Annotated in this window: 13 protein-coding genes and 2 pseudogenes; 10 read left to right on the top strand and 5 right to left on the bottom strand. The window is 65.3% G+C overall.

All coding sequences use genetic code 11. From position 1 onward, the window contains the following. Positions 1-9 precede the first annotated feature (9 nt). On the bottom strand, positions 10-546 hold the full coding sequence (gene ppa, locus B2J89_RS16050; RefSeq protein ID WP_169170049.1) for an inorganic diphosphatase: 537 nt from the start codon (positions 544-546) through the stop codon (positions 10-12). A gap of 221 nt (positions 547-767) precedes the next feature. Between ppa and B2J89_RS16045 the strand changes: the two genes are divergently transcribed. The 3 genes from B2J89_RS16045 (at position 768) to B2J89_RS23225 (ending at position 4,225) form a co-directional block, all read left to right on the top strand. Further along, positions 768-2,846 (top strand): sodium-translocating pyrophosphatase, encoded by a 2,079-nt coding sequence (locus tag B2J89_RS16045; RefSeq protein WP_169170048.1) that lies wholly within the window; start codon positions 768-770, stop codon positions 2,844-2,846. Between the two features lie 293 nt (positions 2,847-3,139). Then, complete coding sequence (locus B2J89_RS16040; protein ID WP_205763857.1) at positions 3,140-3,685, top strand: hypothetical protein; 546 nt, start codon at positions 3,140-3,142, stop codon at positions 3,683-3,685. Between the two features lie 126 nt (positions 3,686-3,811). Beyond that, positions 3,812-4,225 (top strand): GFA family protein, encoded by a 414-nt coding sequence (locus B2J89_RS23225; protein ID WP_169170047.1) that lies wholly within the window; start codon positions 3,812-3,814, stop codon positions 4,223-4,225. Positions 4,226-4,519: 294 nt separating this feature from the next. Here B2J89_RS23225 and B2J89_RS16030 read toward each other — a convergent pair whose 3' ends face one another. Next, positions 4,520-4,888: a DUF1428 domain-containing protein gene (locus B2J89_RS16030; RefSeq protein ID WP_169170046.1), complete on the bottom strand. Its 369-nt coding sequence runs from the start codon at positions 4,886-4,888 to the stop codon at positions 4,520-4,522. Between the two features lie 205 nt (positions 4,889-5,093). Beyond that, positions 5,094-5,273: a hypothetical protein gene (locus tag B2J89_RS16025; RefSeq protein WP_169170027.1), complete on the bottom strand. Its 180-nt coding sequence runs from the start codon at positions 5,271-5,273 to the stop codon at positions 5,094-5,096. 19 nt (positions 5,274-5,292) lie between these two features. On the opposite strand from B2J89_RS16025, the pseudogene B2J89_RS16020 reads away from it, so the two are divergent. After that, positions 5,293-5,407, top strand: a pseudogene (locus B2J89_RS16020) (integrase); the annotation flags it as partial. Positions 5,408-5,636: 229 nt separating this feature from the next. Here B2J89_RS16020 and B2J89_RS16015 read toward each other — a convergent pair. Next, on the bottom strand, positions 5,637-6,035 hold the full coding sequence (locus tag B2J89_RS16015) for a type II toxin-antitoxin system PemK/MazF family toxin (protein WP_169170045.1): 399 nt from the start codon (positions 6,033-6,035) through the stop codon (positions 5,637-5,639). A 259-nt stretch (positions 6,036-6,294) separates the two neighbouring features. Between B2J89_RS16015 and B2J89_RS16010 the strand changes: the two are divergent. Further along, positions 6,295-6,885, top strand: a pseudogene (locus B2J89_RS16010) (integron integrase); the annotation flags it as partial. A gap of 596 nt (positions 6,886-7,481) precedes the next feature. Continuing rightward, a complete protein-coding gene (locus B2J89_RS16005; RefSeq protein WP_169170044.1) occupies positions 7,482-7,862 on the top strand; it encodes a cupin domain-containing protein in 381 nt (126 codons plus the stop codon). Positions 7,863-7,976: 114 nt separating this feature from the next. Here the strand turns inward: B2J89_RS16005 and hrpA are convergent, their stop codons facing one another. Further along, positions 7,977-11,942, bottom strand: a complete 3,966-nt coding sequence (gene hrpA / locus B2J89_RS16000) for an ATP-dependent RNA helicase HrpA (RefSeq protein WP_240965051.1) — start codon at positions 11,940-11,942, stop codon at positions 7,977-7,979. 161 nt (positions 11,943-12,103) lie between these two features. Here hrpA and argA point away from each other — a divergent pair, with 161 nt between their 5' ends. The 4 genes from argA (at position 12,104) to B2J89_RS15980 (ending at position 16,255) form a co-directional block, all read left to right on the top strand. Then, on the top strand, positions 12,104-13,450 hold the full coding sequence (gene argA / locus B2J89_RS15995) for an amino-acid N-acetyltransferase (protein WP_169170043.1): 1,347 nt from the start codon (positions 12,104-12,106) through the stop codon (positions 13,448-13,450). 411 nt (positions 13,451-13,861) lie between these two features. Continuing rightward, positions 13,862-14,209, top strand: a complete 348-nt coding sequence (locus B2J89_RS15990) for a RidA family protein (RefSeq protein WP_169170042.1) — start codon at positions 13,862-13,864, stop codon at positions 14,207-14,209. A 25-nt stretch (positions 14,210-14,234) separates the two neighbouring features. Beyond that, a complete protein-coding gene (locus B2J89_RS15985) occupies positions 14,235-15,479 on the top strand; it encodes a D-amino acid dehydrogenase (protein ID WP_169170041.1) in 1,245 nt (414 codons plus the stop codon). Beyond that, positions 15,476-16,255, top strand: coding sequence for an aspartate/glutamate racemase family protein (locus B2J89_RS15980; protein ID WP_169170040.1), 780 nt, complete (start codon positions 15,476-15,478; stop codon positions 16,253-16,255). The genes B2J89_RS15985 and B2J89_RS15980 overlap by 4 nt, the downstream gene beginning before the upstream one ends. Positions 16,256-16,304 lie beyond the last annotated feature (49 nt).

The following is a 16,304-nucleotide window of genomic DNA, read 5'->3' as shown; positions in this document are numbered from 1 at the left end:
CGGCCGCGTTCAGACCTGGGCGTTTTTGTAGTTGGCGATGCCGTCCAGGATTTCCTTGTGCGCGGCGTCAATGCCTTCCCAGCCCAGCACCTTGACCCACTTGCCTTCTTCGAGGTCCTTGTAGTGCTCGAAGAAGTGGCTCAGGGCCTTCAGGCGCGCGGGGTTCACGTCCTCGATGTTCTTCCAGGCCGAGTACATGCCCAGCACCTTGTTGGTGGGCACGGCCAGCACCTTGCCGTCGATGCCGGCCTCGTCTTCCATCTTCAGGATGCCGAGCGCGCGGCAGGGCACGACGACGCCCGGCACCAGCGGGTACGGGGTGATGACCAGCACGTCGACCGGGTCACCGTCGCCGCTGAGCGTTCGCGGGACGTAGCCGTAGTTCGACGGGTAGTACATGGCCGTGGTCATGAAGCGGTCGACGAAGATGGCGCCCGACTCCTTGTCCACTTCGTACTTGATGGGATCGGAATCCATGGGGATTTCAACGACCACGTTGAAGGATTCAGGGATGTTGTTGCCGGGGGTGACGTTGTTGAGGGACATGGTTGTCGGTCGTGTTGTTGAGGGATACCAGGGATCCCCGTCGGGATTAACCCTCATTTTACCGGCTCGCCCCTTTCAGCCCGCTTGCAGGCGCGCTATTCAAGGTAAATTGGTCCGGTTGGCCAATCGACCCAGGTGGCGGTCGAGGAAGCAACGCAGCGGAGACACGACCGGTGCGTTGTGCCTCTACCGTGCGAGACAAGAACACCTGGAGACAACGAATGGCTGCATCCACAGCGCTGACTTCCCCCCTCCTCCTGGCCCTGGCGTGCGGGCTGATTGCCGTGGCCTATGGCATCTGGGCCCGCAGCTGGATCCTCGCCAAGGACCCCGGCAACGCGCGCATGCAAGAGATCGCGGGCGCCATCCAGGCCGGCGCGGCCGCCTACCTGGCGCGGCAGTACAAGACCATCGCCATCGTCGGCGTCGTGCTGGCCATCCTGATCGGCCTTTTCCTTGATGCCAAGACGGCCGTGGGCTTCGCGATCGGCGCCGTGCTCTCGGGCGCCTGCGGCTTCATCGGCATGAATGTCTCGGTGCGCGCCAACGTGCGCACCGCGCAGGCCGCCACGCAAGGCATCGGGCCGGCGCTCGACGTGGCCTTCCGCGGCGGCGCCATCACCGGCATGCTGGTGGTGGGCCTCGGGCTGCTCGGCGTCACCGGCTTCTACTGGTTCCTGGTCGGCAGCAACCCGGTAGCCGACAAGACGCTGGCCAACCTGCTCAACCCGCTGATCGGCTTTGCCTTCGGATCGTCGCTGATTTCGATCTTCGCGCGGCTGGGCGGCGGCATCTTCACCAAGGGCGCCGACGTCGGCGCCGACCTCGTGGGCAAGGTCGAGGCCGGCATCCCCGAAGACGACCCGCGCAACCCCGCCGTGATCGCCGACAACGTCGGAGACAACGTGGGCGACTGCGCCGGCATGGCGGCCGACCTGTTCGAGACCTACGCCGTCACGCTGATCGCCACGATGGTGCTGGGTGCGCTGATGGTGACCGCCGCCCCGGTCAACGCCGTGCTGTACCCGCTAGCGCTGGGCGCCGTGTCCATCGTCGCATCGATCATCGGCTGCTTCTTCGTCAAGGCCTCACCGGGCATGAAGAACGTGATGCCGGCGCTCTACCGGGGCCTGGCCGTGGCCGGCGTGCTCTCGCTGATCGCGTTCTGGTTCGTCACGGCCTGGATCATTCCCGACAACGCGATCGCCGCCAGCGGCAGCCAGATCAAGCTGTTCGGCGCCTGCGCCACGGGCCTGGTGCTGACGGCCGCGCTGGTCTGGATCACCGAGTTCTATACCGGCACGCAGTATTCGCCGGTGCAGCACATCGCGCAGGCCTCGACCACCGGCCACGGCACCAACATCATCGCGGGACTGGGCGTGTCGATGCGCTCCACGGCCTGGCCGGTGATCTGCGTCTGCATCGCCATCCTCGTGTCGTACCAGCTCGCGGGCCTGTATGGCATCGCCGTCGCCGCCACCGCCATGCTCAGCATGGCCGGCATCGTGGTGGCGCTCGACGCCTACGGCCCCATCACCGACAACGCGGGCGGCATCGCCGAAATGGCCGACATGCCCCCCGAGGTGCGCGCCGTGACCGACCCGCTCGACGCCGTGGGCAACACCACCAAGGCCGTCACCAAGGGCTACGCCATCGGCTCGGCGGGCCTCGCGGCGCTGGTGCTGTTCGCCGACTACACGCACAAGCTCGAGAGCTATGGCCAGGCGATCAGCTTCAACCTGAGCGACCCGATGGTCATCGTCGGCCTGTTCATCGGCGGCCTGATCCCCTACCTGTTCGGCGCCATGGCCATGGAGGCCGTGGGCCGCGCGGCCGGCGCCGTGGTGGTCGAGGTGCGGCGCCAGTTCCGCGACATTGCCGGCATCATGGAAGGCACAGGCAAGCCCGAATACGGCCGCGCGGTCGACATGCTGACCAGCGCCGCCATCAAGGAAATGGTCATCCCCAGCCTGCTGCCCGTGGTGGTGCCGATCGCCGTCGGCCTGCTGCTGGGCCCGAAGGCGCTGGGCGGCCTCTTGATGGGCACCATCGTTACCGGCCTCTTCGTCGCCATCAGCATGTGCACGGGCGGCGGCGCCTGGGACAACGCGAAGAAATACATCGAAGACGGCCACCACGGCGGCAAGGGCAGCGAGGCGCACAAGGCCGCCGTCACGGGCGACACCGTGGGCGACCCCTACAAGGACACGGCCGGCCCGGCGGTGAACCCGCTGATCAAGATCATCAACATCGTGGCGCTGCTGATCGTGCCGCTGGTGGTCAAGTTCCACGGCACTTGAAAACTCAGCCCTGTCACTCCAGAGCCCGCTCCGGCGGGCTTTTTTGCGGCCGCAGCAGCGCTTGCTCGTGCACCCCGATGTCTGGGAGCGCCCTTGCGCACAAGCCAGTTCAGACCGCTCTCTTGCATCCGGTCGTGAAAATCCGGTTCGGTAGCTTTCCGTTCATGGCGCCCGAATGCAGTTCACACCCGGATTCGGCAGCTTCGTCGCATCGCGCAGGACATCGACAAAGGCATTGCATAAATTCGATCCAACTTGAACGCACTCTGCACCACTTGGAGAGGTCATTTTCTGTGATTACCCCTGTCATCATGCTCGCTCTTATGCTCGGCCCCTGGCTCGGGGCTGTTGCGCTCCATGCTGCTTTCGGCCGCAGTGTCGATGTTCGCAATGCTGCAGCCATGGGCTTGGGCCTTCTATTTGTCTTCACAGGAGTCGGACACTTTGTGCAGGCACAGCCCATGGTGCAGATGCTGCCGCCCTGGGTTCCCGAGAGACTGCTGCTTGTCCATGCATCCGGCATTCTGGAATTCGCTATCGCGCTGGGTTTTTTCGTTCCGAAGCTCAGGCGCGTGAGCGGTCTCGCGGCGGCGGCAGTGCTGGTCGTGTTCTTTCCGTTGAACATTTATGCCGCGCTGCACCACATTCCGATGGGGGGACACGCTTGGGGGCCGGTCTATCTGCTTATCCGTGCGCCGCTGCAGGCACTTATTCTGGGCTGGGTATATTGGTTCACCATCAGAATGGCGCTTCACAGCGGTTTGCCCCGCCGCTCCACGCCGTCGCTGCCCGCCGCTCCGCTTCATCGTTCAAAGCCCCGTCTCAAAAGTGCGCCATGAGCGCTTGCGACAGGGTGATCAGTAGGCTGTATATGGGGCGGTTTTTGTGTCGGTTGGCAGCTCGGTACGCAGGAGCATCGCCAGCCGTCATCTTCAAGCTTGGGGGTATCCCCGTTGCGAGGAAACATGGATAAGTTGATAGGCAGTTGCAAATGTGGCCACGTTAAATTCAATGTGGCGGGCCGAGCCGTGCAAGTCGTCGCGTGCCACTGCGGCCTTTGCCGGTCCATGACCGGCGCCGCGTATTCGTCGTACGTTGTCGTGCGGGAACAGCAGTTCTCCGTAACCCAAGGCTCGGAGTCTCTGACAGCCTATGCGGTAACAGAACGAACCCGTCGCCACTTCTGCAAAAACTGCGGAACGCCGCTCTTCAATACGAATCCGGAGACTTACAAGGGACTCACGATGCTCTACCTCGGAACCGTCGTGGGCCACGAGCACCTTGCGCCGAGAATCCACATTTTTTGCGAGAACAAGCTGCCTTCGGTTCATCTCGAACAGTCAAGCCAGTGCTTCCCTGGCGCCCCGACCAGCGCCTGACCCTTGCTTCGAGCCACACGCTGCGACTCGAGGCCAACGCCTGTCTTGGCGTCGCATGTCGAGCGACCGGCCGCGAAAGCGGCAAGCAGCCGCTCGTGGCCGCGAGTGTGAAGCCCTGCAGGGCCCCGGGAGCCTACATGCGGAGACGGTCACGGGGAGATGCGCGGCGTTTGCTCGTCCGCGCACCGGGCGGCCCGCGCGATGTCTCGCAGCCACAGCCTGCGGGCCGACAGTCTGCGCCAGACGCCCGCCGCAGCGCATGGCCCGCCGAGGTGCGGTGTCACCCGCGCCGCCTCAAGCCTTCACTTCGACCACCTGTGCGAAGCCGCCGAAGATCATGCGTTTGCCGTCGAAGGGCATGGGCGGATTGCCGGGCGTGGACGGATCCATGCGCGGGTCCTCCATCATCTTCTTCATGCCTGCGTCACGCGTGGCCTTGTCCGGCCATTCGACCCACGAAAACGCCACCGTCTCGTCTGCCGTGGCCTGGACTGCGCGGCGGAAGTCGGTGACTTTGCCGTCGGGGACGTCGTCGCCCCAGCCTTCGATCACGCGGACGGCGCCGAGCTCGATGAACATCGCGTCGAAATGGCGCGCGTGCTCGATGAACTTCTGCTTGTTTGCGGTAGGAACTGCGATCACGAAACCATCGATGTATGACATGTGTTCACTCCTGTTAAGTGGACCGGTCGGTGCGCCGCCGGAGGGCCGCTCGTATCCCGTCGACGAACAACGACAAGCCGAATCGACACAGCGCGCCTGGCACGAGGGCATGCGTCCTGTGGCGGCGCTGGGGCAGCGCCGCCGCAGAATGCCGGCCGGGCGAGCCGCCGCGGCGCCCTCAGCGTAGACGGCTTGGCCTCGCATGTCACGCTGGAGCAAGCCGAGCACTGCCTTTCCCCATGCCCGAGCCGACCATGAAAGACGGCGGGCTGTACGGTCGGCGCACGGCAAACAGAACGATCGGTGCGCCGAGGTGCATGCTTCCTGGCGCATCGACGCGATGGGAGACCACCACGGAACCAACAACCACGATGGTGTCGCGCAAGCCGTGAAACAAGGGTTAGATCGTCGGCCAAAAGGCACCGTTCAAGGTGAAGGACATCTGGGCACGCCGGGTCCGGCCTCCAGATGAAGAACCGCATGCGCGAGCGCGCTCTGTTCAACCTCGGCATCAAGAGCGATGACGCACTCAAGATCTCGGAGCAAACTGAAACCTGAGAGAGCCGACGGCGGTCGTCCCTTGCGAGGTCCGCCGCTCGCAATGGCAGTTTCCCGGAAGCAAGATCAGTGTGAGGTTCCGGCCAGGAGCGGCCGGTGCTCAAAGGGAAAAGCAGTCGCTCAACGCTGGAGTTAAGCGGCGGCGTAGCCGTCCGCCTTGAACGAATTGTTAGGCCGCATCGCCCGAGATCTAGCCGTGGCGATGGAAGGCCGCTTGGACGAAGCGTAGCCCAGCAACAACCTGGTCTATACGTGCTTCCGATAACGAGCCAATGTACGAGCCCAGCCGCGCTTTGTAGATGCAGGATACTTGAGAGGCGATTACGACACTTTGCCGTTCCAAGTCGCCCTCACTAGGTTCTAGCAGCACATTGCCAGGCTCTGACGCTTTATGGAGGTTTGAACTCAGGGCGCAGACAATGACGGTGCTGATACGAGAGTGATTAAAGACGTCCTCTTGCACGACCACATGCGGATGTGGCGACCCCGGAAACGAGCCTCTCGTCTCGTCGGCGGCGATCCAGAATATGTCGCCGCGTCTGACGACGCGGAGAGGAGACTGAATCTGAAGTGCGACTTCTCTGTCCATGTGGCCTAACGTCATGTAGACCGCATACATCCGCAGGCCATATCTGGACATTGCGGTCTAAGTTGTTCGGAGAAAATTTTGGAAAGGGGCGTGCCGCAACGCCTAGCGGGCGACAGGCTGTACAAAACAACAGTACTAAATTCAGTCATGAAACCCGCTACCCCTCCTGTGTTGCGCGCCACACGGCTGCTGGATCAGATCCGTGAGCGGATTCGTTACAAACACTATAGCCTGCGCACCGAGCAAGCCTATGTGCAGTGGCACGGGTATGCGTTTGATGGAGGGCACGCGCCTGCGCATCAAAGATGTGGATTTTGATCGCAGCGTGATCGTGGTGCGGCAGGCCAAGGGGGGCAAAGACCGCGTCGTCATGCTGCCGCGTAGCTTGGCAGCCGACTTGCGGCAGCAAGCTCTTGCAGCACGGGCACAGTGGGAGCATGACCGACAAGCCCAGCGCGGTGGAGTGGAGGTGCCACATGCACTGGAAGTGAAATATCCAGGAGTGGGCCAGCGTTGGGGCTGGTTCTGGGTTTTTCCAGCCCCTGCGCTTTCGATTGACCCACGCACAGGAGTTGAACGCCGGCACCATGTGTATGAGGAGCATTTGCAGCGGGCGATGAAGAAAGCCGTAGCGCAGATCGGTATCTGCAAGCCGGTTTCCGTGCATACGTTGCGCCACAGTTTTGCCACGCACCTGCTGCAGGCAGGCACCGATATTCGTACCGTGCAAGAGTTGCTGGGGCACTCGGATGTGAGTACCACCATGATTTACACCCATGTCTTGAAGCTTGCCGTCGGTGGCACCACGAGCCCGTTGGATGCCATGGCCTCGAACTTGTCATCTCCGTGAATGGCCGCTTCAGGGCACTGACCGAGAAGGCTGCTCCGGGTCGAGACCGTCAGTTCGAAGCTTCGAGCAGCAGACATTCGACCTCCAATTGGCGGTGTGAGCCGTTGGCCCCGGGGCCGGTCACTGCGGCCGGCGGTCGGTCGGATGAGTCAATGACAGCTCCGTGCCGCGCCGTGGACAAATTCGGCACGCGAACGATGACACACGATGGATGGCCGTCATCACGCTCTGAAATATGTGAGACAGCAGTGGGTCGTCCCGCGACCGCCACAGCTTGGGGCAGGCATCTGCTCTGCCGTTGAAGCTTTTCAAGCGACCCCGTTACACGGAACGAGTGCAAAACTTGTGCGGATTTGTGGCCCGTTGGATGAGGTCGTGCTGGCGTCCTGTATACCTGCATCGCTTTGCTCCGCTGACCAGCTGGATAGCGCGGCGCACACAATGCCGTGCCATGAGCCGCCAACCCGTAACTGCATGTGATCGATCGCATTGCCATGCGAATGACATCGCGATAGTTTCTCGGTTGCCCTCCAATTCATCAGCGATCCCTTAAGAATTCCGCGATAGCGGGGGCGGCTCAATCGAAGGAGAAAATCATGGTCACTCCCGTCAGCGTTGAGAAGCTCGAAGTCAAATCGCATGGCACGCCGGACGAGCTTCGCACACCCAACAAAACCCGCGTCGAGGTGGTAAAGCTGCAGGGCTACACGATCGGGCGGTTCAACTTCGAACCCGGGTGGCGTTGGTCAGAATGCATCAAGCCCGTGGTGAAGACAGAGTATTGCCAACTCTCGCATGTGGGGCATGTCGTTTCGGGAAAGCTCACCGTTCGAATGCAGGACGGTTCCGAGAAAACGCTCAGCGCAGGAGAGTCCTACGCCATCCCGCCTGGCCACGATGCCTGGGTCGAAGGCAACGCCCCCTTTGTCGGCCTGGAGGTGCTCAGTGCCGATGTCTACGCAAAGCCTTCCCCGTAGCGCTGGCGTGTGTGTGGGACGTGTCTGGCTGCATGGCGGCCAAAACGCGCTGTCGGCCCCTGACCCATCCCGGTGCGCGAGGCTCGCGTCGGGATTGTTCGCACAGCCCGCCGATCAGCTGTTGATCTGCGCCCACAGCTTGTCCAGCCGCTTGACGCTCACCGGCTGCGGCGTGCGCAGCTCCTGCGCGAAGAAGCTCACGCGCAGTTCTTCGAGCAGCCAGCGCAGCTCCTGCATGCGCGCGTCGACCTGGCCTTTGCGCTCGGCCACGAGGCGCCAGTAGCGCTGCTCCTGCGGGCGCAGCTCGGCCAGTTTGGTGGCGTCGCGCGCCGGGTCGGCGCGGACTTTGTCCAGGCGCAGCGTGATGGCCTTGAGGTAGCGCGCGAAGTGCGCCAGCTGCGGCCAGGGCGCGGCGGTCAGGAAGTTCTTCGGCACCAGGCGCTGCAGCTGCTGCAGAGCGTCTGCCGTGGCCTCGGGCGCGCCCTTGGTGTCCTTGATCTTGCGCGCGGCCGCGGCGTACTCGGTGAGGATCGTGCCCGCCAGGCGCGCCACCTCGTTGGCGATCAGCGTCAGGCGCCCCCGGCCCTCGTCGACGCGGCGCTTGAAATCGGCCTCGCTGGTGGGCAGCGGGTCGAGCAGGAAGGCGCGGTCCATCGCGACATCAAGGATCTGGCTGCGCAGCTCTTCCTGCGTGCCCAGCGGCATGTAGGCCACGGCCATTTTCTGCAGGTCGGGAATGTTCTTTTCGAGGTACTTGAGCGCGTCCTTGATCTGCAGCGCAAACAGGCGGCGCAGACCGGCGCGGTGCTTGGCAGCGGCGACCTCGGGCTCGTCAAAGACTTCGATCGTGACGGCATCGCCCGCGTCGATCAGCGCGGGAAAGCCGATCAGCGTCTGGCCGCCTTTGCCGATCTCCATGAGCTCGGGCAGTTCGCCGAAGGTCCAGGCGGTGTAGCGCTGGCCCGCCGGCATGGCGGGCGTGGCATTTGCTTCTTTTTTAGGATCTGCTTGCGCACGGATTTGCTTGCTTTCAGGTGCTTTTGCATCTGAAACCGCCTGGCTGCCAGCGCCAGCAGCTATCTTTAATGAAGCAAGCGCCTGAAAGGCCCCGCGCGCCTTCGCGCCCCACTCGGCCTTGAGCGCGCCGAGGTTGCGGCCCTGGCCAAGCTGGCGGCCGTGCTCGTCGACGACGCGGAAGTTCATGAACAGGTGCGCGGGCACCATGTCGAGCTTGAAGTCGGCGCGCTTGACGTCGAGCGAGGTCTCGTCGCGCACCTGCTTGAGCAGCGCATCGAGCAGGCCCACGCGGCCCATGCGCTCGGGCGTGCCCAGCAGCTGCGCCAGCCGCGCGGCCGATTCGGGCAGCGGCACGAAGCGGCTGCGCGGGCGCTGGTGCAGGCTCTTGAGCAGCGCCTGGATCTTGTCCTTGAGCATGCCGGGCACGAGCCACTCGCACTGCTCCTCGTGCACCTGGTTGAGCACGAACAGCGGCACCGTCACCGTGAGGCCGTCGCGCGCGTCGCCGGGCGCATGCAGGTAGCTGGCCGCGCAATCCACGCCACCGAGCCGCACGGTGCGCGGAAAGGCGCTGGTGGTGATGCCGGCCGCCTCGTGGCGCATCAGTTCGTCGCGCGTGAGCTTGAGCAATTCGGGGCGTGCCTTGGCCTCGGCGCGGTACCAGTGCTCGAAGCCGCGCCCGTTGGTCACGTCCTGCGGCAGCTGCTGGTCGTAGAAGGCGTAGATCAGCTCCTCGTCCACCAGCACGTCCTGGCGGCGCGACTTGTGCTCGAGCGCCTCGACGTGGGCAATCAGCTTTTCGTTGGCGGCGAGAAACGGCAGGCGCTTGTGTGCTTCGGGCAGCAGATCGCCGGCCACCAGCGCCTGGCGGATGAACATCTCGCGCGCGGCCTGCGGATCGACCTTGTCGAAGCCCACGCGCCGGCCGCTGTAGACCACCAGGCCGTACAGCGTGGCGCGCTCGAAGGCGACGACCTCGGCGGCCTTCTTCTCCCAGTGCGGGTCGAGCAACTGCTTCTTGAGCAGGTGCGCGCCCACCTCTTCGAGCCAAGCCGGCTCGATGGCGGCGATGCCGCGGCCAAACAGGCGCGTGGTTTCGACTAGCTCGGCGCAGACGATCCAGCGCCCCGGCTTCTTGCGCAGGTGCGCGCCCGGGTGGCGGTGGAACTTGATGCCGCGTGCGCCCAGGTACACGTCCTCTTCCTCGGGCTTGAAGCCGATGTTGCCGAGCAGCCCGGCCAGCATCGACAGGTGCAGCTGCTCATAGCTTGCCGGCTGCGCGTTGGCCTCCCAGCCGTGCTCGGCCACCACCGTGAGCAGCTGGCTGTGCACGTCGCGCCACTCGCGCACGCGGCGCACGTTGATGAAGTTCTGGCGCAGCAGCTGCTCGTACTGGCGGTTGCTGAGCTTGTGCGTGGGCGCGGCGCCGCCCTGCGCCAGCACGGGCGCCGGCGCAGGTGCGGGGGCCGGCGCGACCAGGCGCTGCGATACCGGCAAAAACGCCTGCGATGCACTGCCCTTGCGCCGTGCCTGCGCCTGTTGCTGCTGCACGCGCGCCGACGCGAGCGTGGGCATGGTGCCGCCGCGCGCCTCCTGCAGCCATTTCCACAGCGTGAGGTAACCGCTGAACTCGCTCTTGTCGTCGTCGAACTTGGCGTGCTGCTGGTCGGCCTGCTGTTGCGCGTCCATGGGGCGGTCGCGCACGTCCTGCAGGCTCAGCGCGCTGGCAATGACCAGCACCTCGCTGAGCGCCCCGCGCGCGCGCGCCTCCAGAATCATGCGGCCCACGCGCGGGTCAAGTGGCAGCTTGGACAGCTCGCGCCCCATGGGCGTGAGTTCGTTCCTGTCGTCCACCGCGCCGAGTTCATTGAGCAGCTGGTAGCCGTCGGCAATCGCACGGCTCGATGGCGCGTCGATGAACGGGAAGTCTTCGACCACGCCGAGGTGCAGCGACTTCATGCGCAGGATCACGCCGGCGAGCGACGAGCGCAGGATTTCGGGGTCGGTGAAGCGCGGGCGGCCGGCAAAGTCGGTCTCTTCGTACAGCCGGAGGCAGATGCCGTTGGCCACGCGGCCGCAGCGCCCGGCGCGCTGGTTGGCCGCCGCCTGGCTGATCGGCTCGACCAGCAGCTGCTCAACTTTGCTGCGCAGGCTGTAGCGCTTGACGCGCGCCGTGCCGGCGTCGATCACGTAGCGGATGCCCGGCACCGTGAGCGAAGTCTCGGCCACATTGGTCGCCAGGATGATGCGCCGGCCTGTGTGGCCGTCAAAGATGCGGTCCTGCTCGGCCTGCGACAGGCGGGCAAACAGCGGCAGCACCTCTGCGTTGCGCGTCAGCGGCTGGTGCGCCAGGTGCTTGCGCAGGTGGTCGGCGGCCTCGCGGATCTCGCGCTCGCCGGGCAGGAAGACCAGGATGTCGCCGCCCGCATTGCCCTGCCAGAGCTCGTCGACGCCGTCGGCAATGGCGTCGTTCAAACCATAGTCGCGGCTTTCCTCGAACGGGCGCCAGCGCTGCTCGACCGGAAAGGTGCGACCCGAGACCTGGATGACCGGTGCCGGCCCCTTGCTGCTGGCAAAGTGCTTGGCAAAGCGGTCGGCGTCGATGGTGGCCGAGGTCACCACGATCTTCAGATCGGGCCGGCGCGGCAGGATCTGGCGCAGGTAGCCGAGCAGGAAGTCGATGTTCAGGCTACGCTCGTGCGCCTCGTCGATGATGATCGTGTCGTAGGCCTTGAGCAGCGGATCGGTCTGCGTCTCGGCCAGCAGGATGCCGTCGGTCATAAGCTTGACCGACGCGTCGCGCGAGAGCCGGTCCTGGAAGCGCACCTTGTAGCCGACCACGTCGCCGAGCGGGGTGTTGAGCTCCTCGGCAATGCGCTTGGCCACCGAGCTCGCGGCGATGCGGCGCGGCTGGGTGTGGCCGATCAGCTGGCCCTTTTCGCCCGGCCTGGCATTGCACTTGCCGCGCCCCAGGGCGAGCGCGATCTTGGGCAGCTGCGTGGTCTTGCCCGAGCCGGTCTCGCCGCAGACGATGATGACCTGGTGCTTTTGCAGCGCCTCCATGATCTCGTCGCGCCGCGCAGACACGGGCAAGGATTCGGGAAACGTGATTTTCAGCGGGGAGACGGGTGCGGGAGCAGACAAGGTGGCGACTTCGTAGAGAATCGCGAATTATCCCAGCCTCTGCTGGTTTTCACTGACCCTGCCCCACGCCCCACCCGCGCATGTCCACCGTTTTCAACTTCACCTTCGTGCCCTGGTTCCGGTCGGTTGCGCCCTACATCCACAAGTTCCGCCACCAGACCTTTGTGGTCGGGCTCACGGGCGAGGCCATTGCGGCCGGCAAGCTGCACAGCATCGCGCAGGACCTGGCCATGATCCAGGCCATGGGCGTGAAGATCGTGCTGGTGCACGGCTTTCGCCCGCAGGTCAACGAGCAGCTGCAGGCCAAGGGCCACGCCGCGCACTACTCGCACGGCATGCGCATCACCGACTCGGTGGCGCTCGACTGCGCGCAGGAGGCCGCCGGCCAGCTGCGCTACGAGATCGAGGCTGCGTTCAGCCAGGGCCTGCCGAACACGCCGATGGCGGGATCGACGGTGCGCATGATCTCGGGCAATTTCATCACCGCGCGGCCCGTCGGCATCGTTGACGGCGTGGATTTCAAGCACTCGGGCGTGGTGCGCAAGGTCGACGTGGCGAGCATCACGCATTCGCTCGACTTTGGCGCCATGGTGCTGATCTCGCCGTTTGGCTTCTCGCCCACGGGCGAAGCCTTCAACCTGGCCATGGAAGAGGTCGCGACCAGCGTGGCCATTGCGCTCAAGGCCGACAAGCTGATCTTCCTGTCCGAGGTGGCGGGCATTCGCCAGCACCCCGGGCAGCCCAACGGCGAGGACAACCCCATCGACACCGAACTGCCCCTGGCCCAGGCGCGGGAGCTGCTGGCGCGCATGCCCGCCAGCCAGCGCCCGACCGACACGGGGTTTTATCTGCAGCACTGCGTCAAGGCCTGCCAGGGCGGCGTGGAGCGCAGCCACATCATCCCGTTTGCCGTGGACGGTGCGCTGCTGCTCGAAATCTATGTGCACGACGGCATCGGCACCATGGTGGTCGATGAAAAGCTCGAAGAGCTGCGCGAGGCCACGGTCGACGATGTCGGCGGCATCCTGCAGCTGATCGAGCCCTTCGAGCGCGACGGCACGCTCGTCAAGCGCGACCGCACCGAGATCGAGCGCGACGTCGCCAGCTACACCATCATCGAGCACGACGGCGTGATCTTCGGCTGCGCTGCGCTCTACCCCTACCCCGAAGCGCGCACGGCCGAAATGGCCGCCGTCACGGTGTCGCCGCAAAGCCAGGGCACGGGCGACGGCGAAAAACTGCTCAAGCGCATCGAGCAGCGCGCGCGCAACCTGGGGCTCGACAGCATCTTCGTGCTCACCACGCGCACCATGCACTGGTTCATCAAGCGCGGCTTTCAGCAGGTCGACCCCGACTGGCTGCCCGAGGCGCGCAAGCGCAAGTACAACTGGGACCGGCGCAGCCAGGTGCTGGTGAAGAAGCTGTAGCACGCGCGGCGCGGCAAGCTGGGCTGGGCATGAAATAGGCCTCCAGCCCTTTGCCATCAAGCGCTGGCAGCTATAAAAAAGAGTCTCCCCGCCCGGGCGCCATCGCGTCCGGCGATGCCGCGCGCGCTTCTTTTCCGATTCGGGGACCGCTGCGTCCGGCTCCGACCGGCGCCGTGGCAGCGCCACCGATGGCCGTCCAGTGCCTCAGTGAAAACCACTACCAAACTGCATTGACCAGCCAAATCACAAGTGTCTACACTTAGTGCGGCACTAGTAATTCACGAAGATAAACCGGCCTGCGGCACGGCTTTTCGAAGCCGCTTGCGGCGGGACGGCACGCACCGAGGCAATGCCCCGGTTTCGCTTTTGTAAACGGCCCTTCCATGGCCACCAGACCCTCGGAGATTTCGCATGACCATCCAACGCATCCAGACCAACAACCGCATGAGCCAAGCCGTCGTGGCCAACGGCTTCATCTTCCTCGCCGGCCAGGTCGCTACCGACACCGCTTTGGACGTGGCCGGCCAGACGCGCCAGATCCTCGACAAGATCGACGCCCTGCTGGCCGAGACCGGCAGCGACAAGACCAAGATCGTCCAGGCCACCATCTGGCTGGCCGACCACAAGACCTTCGCCGACATGAACACCCTGTGGGACGCCTGGGTGCCCGCCGGCCATGCGCCGGCCCGCGCCTGCGTGGAATCGGCACTGGCCTTCCCGCCCTACACCGTTGAAATCGGTGTGGTCGCCGTCGCCTGACGCCCGCAACGTCAAGGACACCGATATGCACACCGTGGTCTTGGGCGCCGGCGTTGCGGGCGTCACCACCGCCTGGTACCTGGCAGCGCAGGGGCGCCAGGTCACCGTGATCGACCGCCAGTCGCTCGCCGCCGCCGAAACCAGCTATGCCAACGCCGGCATGGTGGCGCCCGGCCACTCGTACACTTGGGCGTCTCCCCGTGCGCCCGGCGTGCTGTGGCGCTCGCTGCGCGACAGCAGCCAAGCCCTGCGCCTGAAGCTCAACCCCGATCCGCACATGTGGGTCTGGCTGTGGAAGTTTCTGCAGAACTGCACGGCCGAGCGCTCGCGCATCAACACCGGCCGCAAGCTCGTGCTCTGCCGCTATTCACAGCAGCAGTTGCAGGCACTCACCGCCGCGCAAGACCTGCAGTACGAGCGCATCAGCCGTGGCGCCCTCTACATGTACCGCGACGAGGCCTCGTTTGCCCGTGGCCGCGCCAACATGCAGATCCTGGCCGACGGCGGCATGCAGCTCGATGCGCTCGACACCAACTCGGTGATCGCGCACGAACCGGCGCTGGCCGGCGCATGCCAGCACATTGCCGGCGCCATCTACTGCCCCAGCGACGAGAGCGGCGACGCGCGCATGTTCACGCGCCACCTGGCCCAGCGCTGCCGCGAGGCGGGCGTGAAGTTCCTGATGGACACCTCGATCGACGGCATCGACAGCGCTGGCGGGCGCATCGAGGCGGTGCGCACCAGCGCCGGCCGCATCACGGCCGACGACTACGTGCTCTCGCTGGGCAGCTACTCGCCCATCGTGGCGCGGCCGCTGGGCTACAGCCTTCCGATCTACCCCGTCAAGGGCTACTCCGTGACGTTTCCGGCCGGCGAAGGCTATCAACCGCCCACGCTCGCCGGCGTGGATGAAAACAACCTCGTGGCCTGGGCGCGCTTTGGCGACCGGCTGCGCTTCACCGCCACGGCGGAATTCAGCGGCTACGACACCCGGCACACGCCGAAAGACTTCGAGCCCATGCTGCGCGCCGCGCGCCAGCTGTTCCCGAACGGCGCCGATTTCAGCCAGCCCGAGTACTGGGCCGGCCTGCGCCCGATGACGCCCGAGAACACGCCCATCCTGGGCAAGAGCCGCCACGCCAACCTGTACTTCAACACCGGCCACGGCCACATGGGCTGGACCATGGCCTGCGGCACGGCGCAGATCGTGGTCGACCTGATGCACGGGCGCCAGCCCGCCATCGACATCACCGGAATGACCCTCGCATGAGCACCGAACTCGCTTCCCCGCCCAGCACCTTCAGCGTGCTGCCCTTCACCATGGACGCCGGCGTGATGTCCCGCGCCGCCATCGGCCTGGTGGTACTGGCCACCGACCAGACGCTGGAACACGAATGGCGCCAGATCATGAACCTGCCGGGCGTGGCCTTCTTTGAGGCGCGCCTGCACAACTCGCCCGACATCACGCCCGCCAACCTGGCGGCGATGGAGAAAGACATCACGGCCGCCGTGCAGCTGATCGTGCCCGACGTGCCGCTGCAGGTCGTCGCCTTCGGCTGCACCTCGGGCTCCATCGTGATCGGCGAGGAGCAGGTGGCGCAGCGCATCCGCGAAGCCCGCCCCGGCGTGGCCTGCACCACGCCCATCACCGGTGCCGTGGCCGGCCTGCGCGCGCTGGGTGCACAGCGCATCGCGCTGATCACGCCCTATGTGCAAAGCGTCAACGCGCTGTTTGAAGACCACCTCGTCGACAGCGGCTTTGACATCACGCGCATTGCCACCTTCAACCACAGCAACGACAACGAGGTTGCGCGCATTGACGCGGCCTCGCTGCGCGCCGCCATCCTGGCCACCGGCGCGCACGACGACGTGGACGCGGTCTTCGTCTCGTGCACCAGCCTGCGCATGGCGGCACTCACGCGCGAGGTCGAGCAGGCGCTCGGCAAGCCAGTCATTGCCAGCAACAGCGCCATGGCCTGGCACGCACTGCGTCTGGCCGGCGTGCGCGACGCCCTGCCCCAGTTTGGCCGGCTGTTCGAGCACTGAGGCCCCCGCGCCCATTCCGACAGCTGCTGGACATCCCTATCCCCGTTCC

This window comes from Acidovorax sp. SRB_24, assembly GCF_012931925.1.
This window is presented reverse-complemented; position numbering and strand designations above follow the sequence as displayed.

Bases quoted from the DNA above. Each gene is read 5' to 3' on its own strand.
- ppa (WP_169170049.1), bottom strand. From the start codon at position 546: ATGTCCCTCAACAACGTCACCCCCGGCAACAACATCCCTGAATCCTTC.
- B2J89_RS16045 (WP_169170048.1), top strand. From the start codon at position 768: ATGGCTGCATCCACAGCGCTGACTTCCCCCCTCCTCCTGGCCCTGGCG.
- B2J89_RS23225 (WP_169170047.1), top strand. From the start codon at position 3,812: ATGGATAAGTTGATAGGCAGTTGCAAATGTGGCCACGTTAAATTCAAT.
- B2J89_RS16030 (WP_169170046.1), bottom strand. From the start codon at position 4,888: ATGTCATACATCGATGGTTTCGTGATCGCAGTTCCTACCGCAAACAAG.
- B2J89_RS16015 (WP_169170045.1), bottom strand. From the start codon at position 6,035: ATGGACAGAGAAGTCGCACTTCAGATTCAGTCTCCTCTCCGCGTCGTC.
- B2J89_RS16005 (WP_169170044.1), top strand. From the start codon at position 7,482: ATGGTCACTCCCGTCAGCGTTGAGAAGCTCGAAGTCAAATCGCATGGC.
- hrpA (WP_240965051.1), bottom strand. From the start codon at position 11,942: ATGGAGGCGCTGCAAAAGCACCAGGTCATCATCGTCTGCGGCGAGACC.
- argA (WP_169170043.1), top strand. From the start codon at position 12,104: ATGTCCACCGTTTTCAACTTCACCTTCGTGCCCTGGTTCCGGTCGGTT.
- B2J89_RS15990 (WP_169170042.1), top strand. From the start codon at position 13,862: ATGACCATCCAACGCATCCAGACCAACAACCGCATGAGCCAAGCCGTC.
- B2J89_RS15985 (WP_169170041.1), top strand. From the start codon at position 14,235: ATGCACACCGTGGTCTTGGGCGCCGGCGTTGCGGGCGTCACCACCGCC.
- B2J89_RS15980 (WP_169170040.1), top strand. From the start codon at position 15,476: ATGAGCACCGAACTCGCTTCCCCGCCCAGCACCTTCAGCGTGCTGCCC.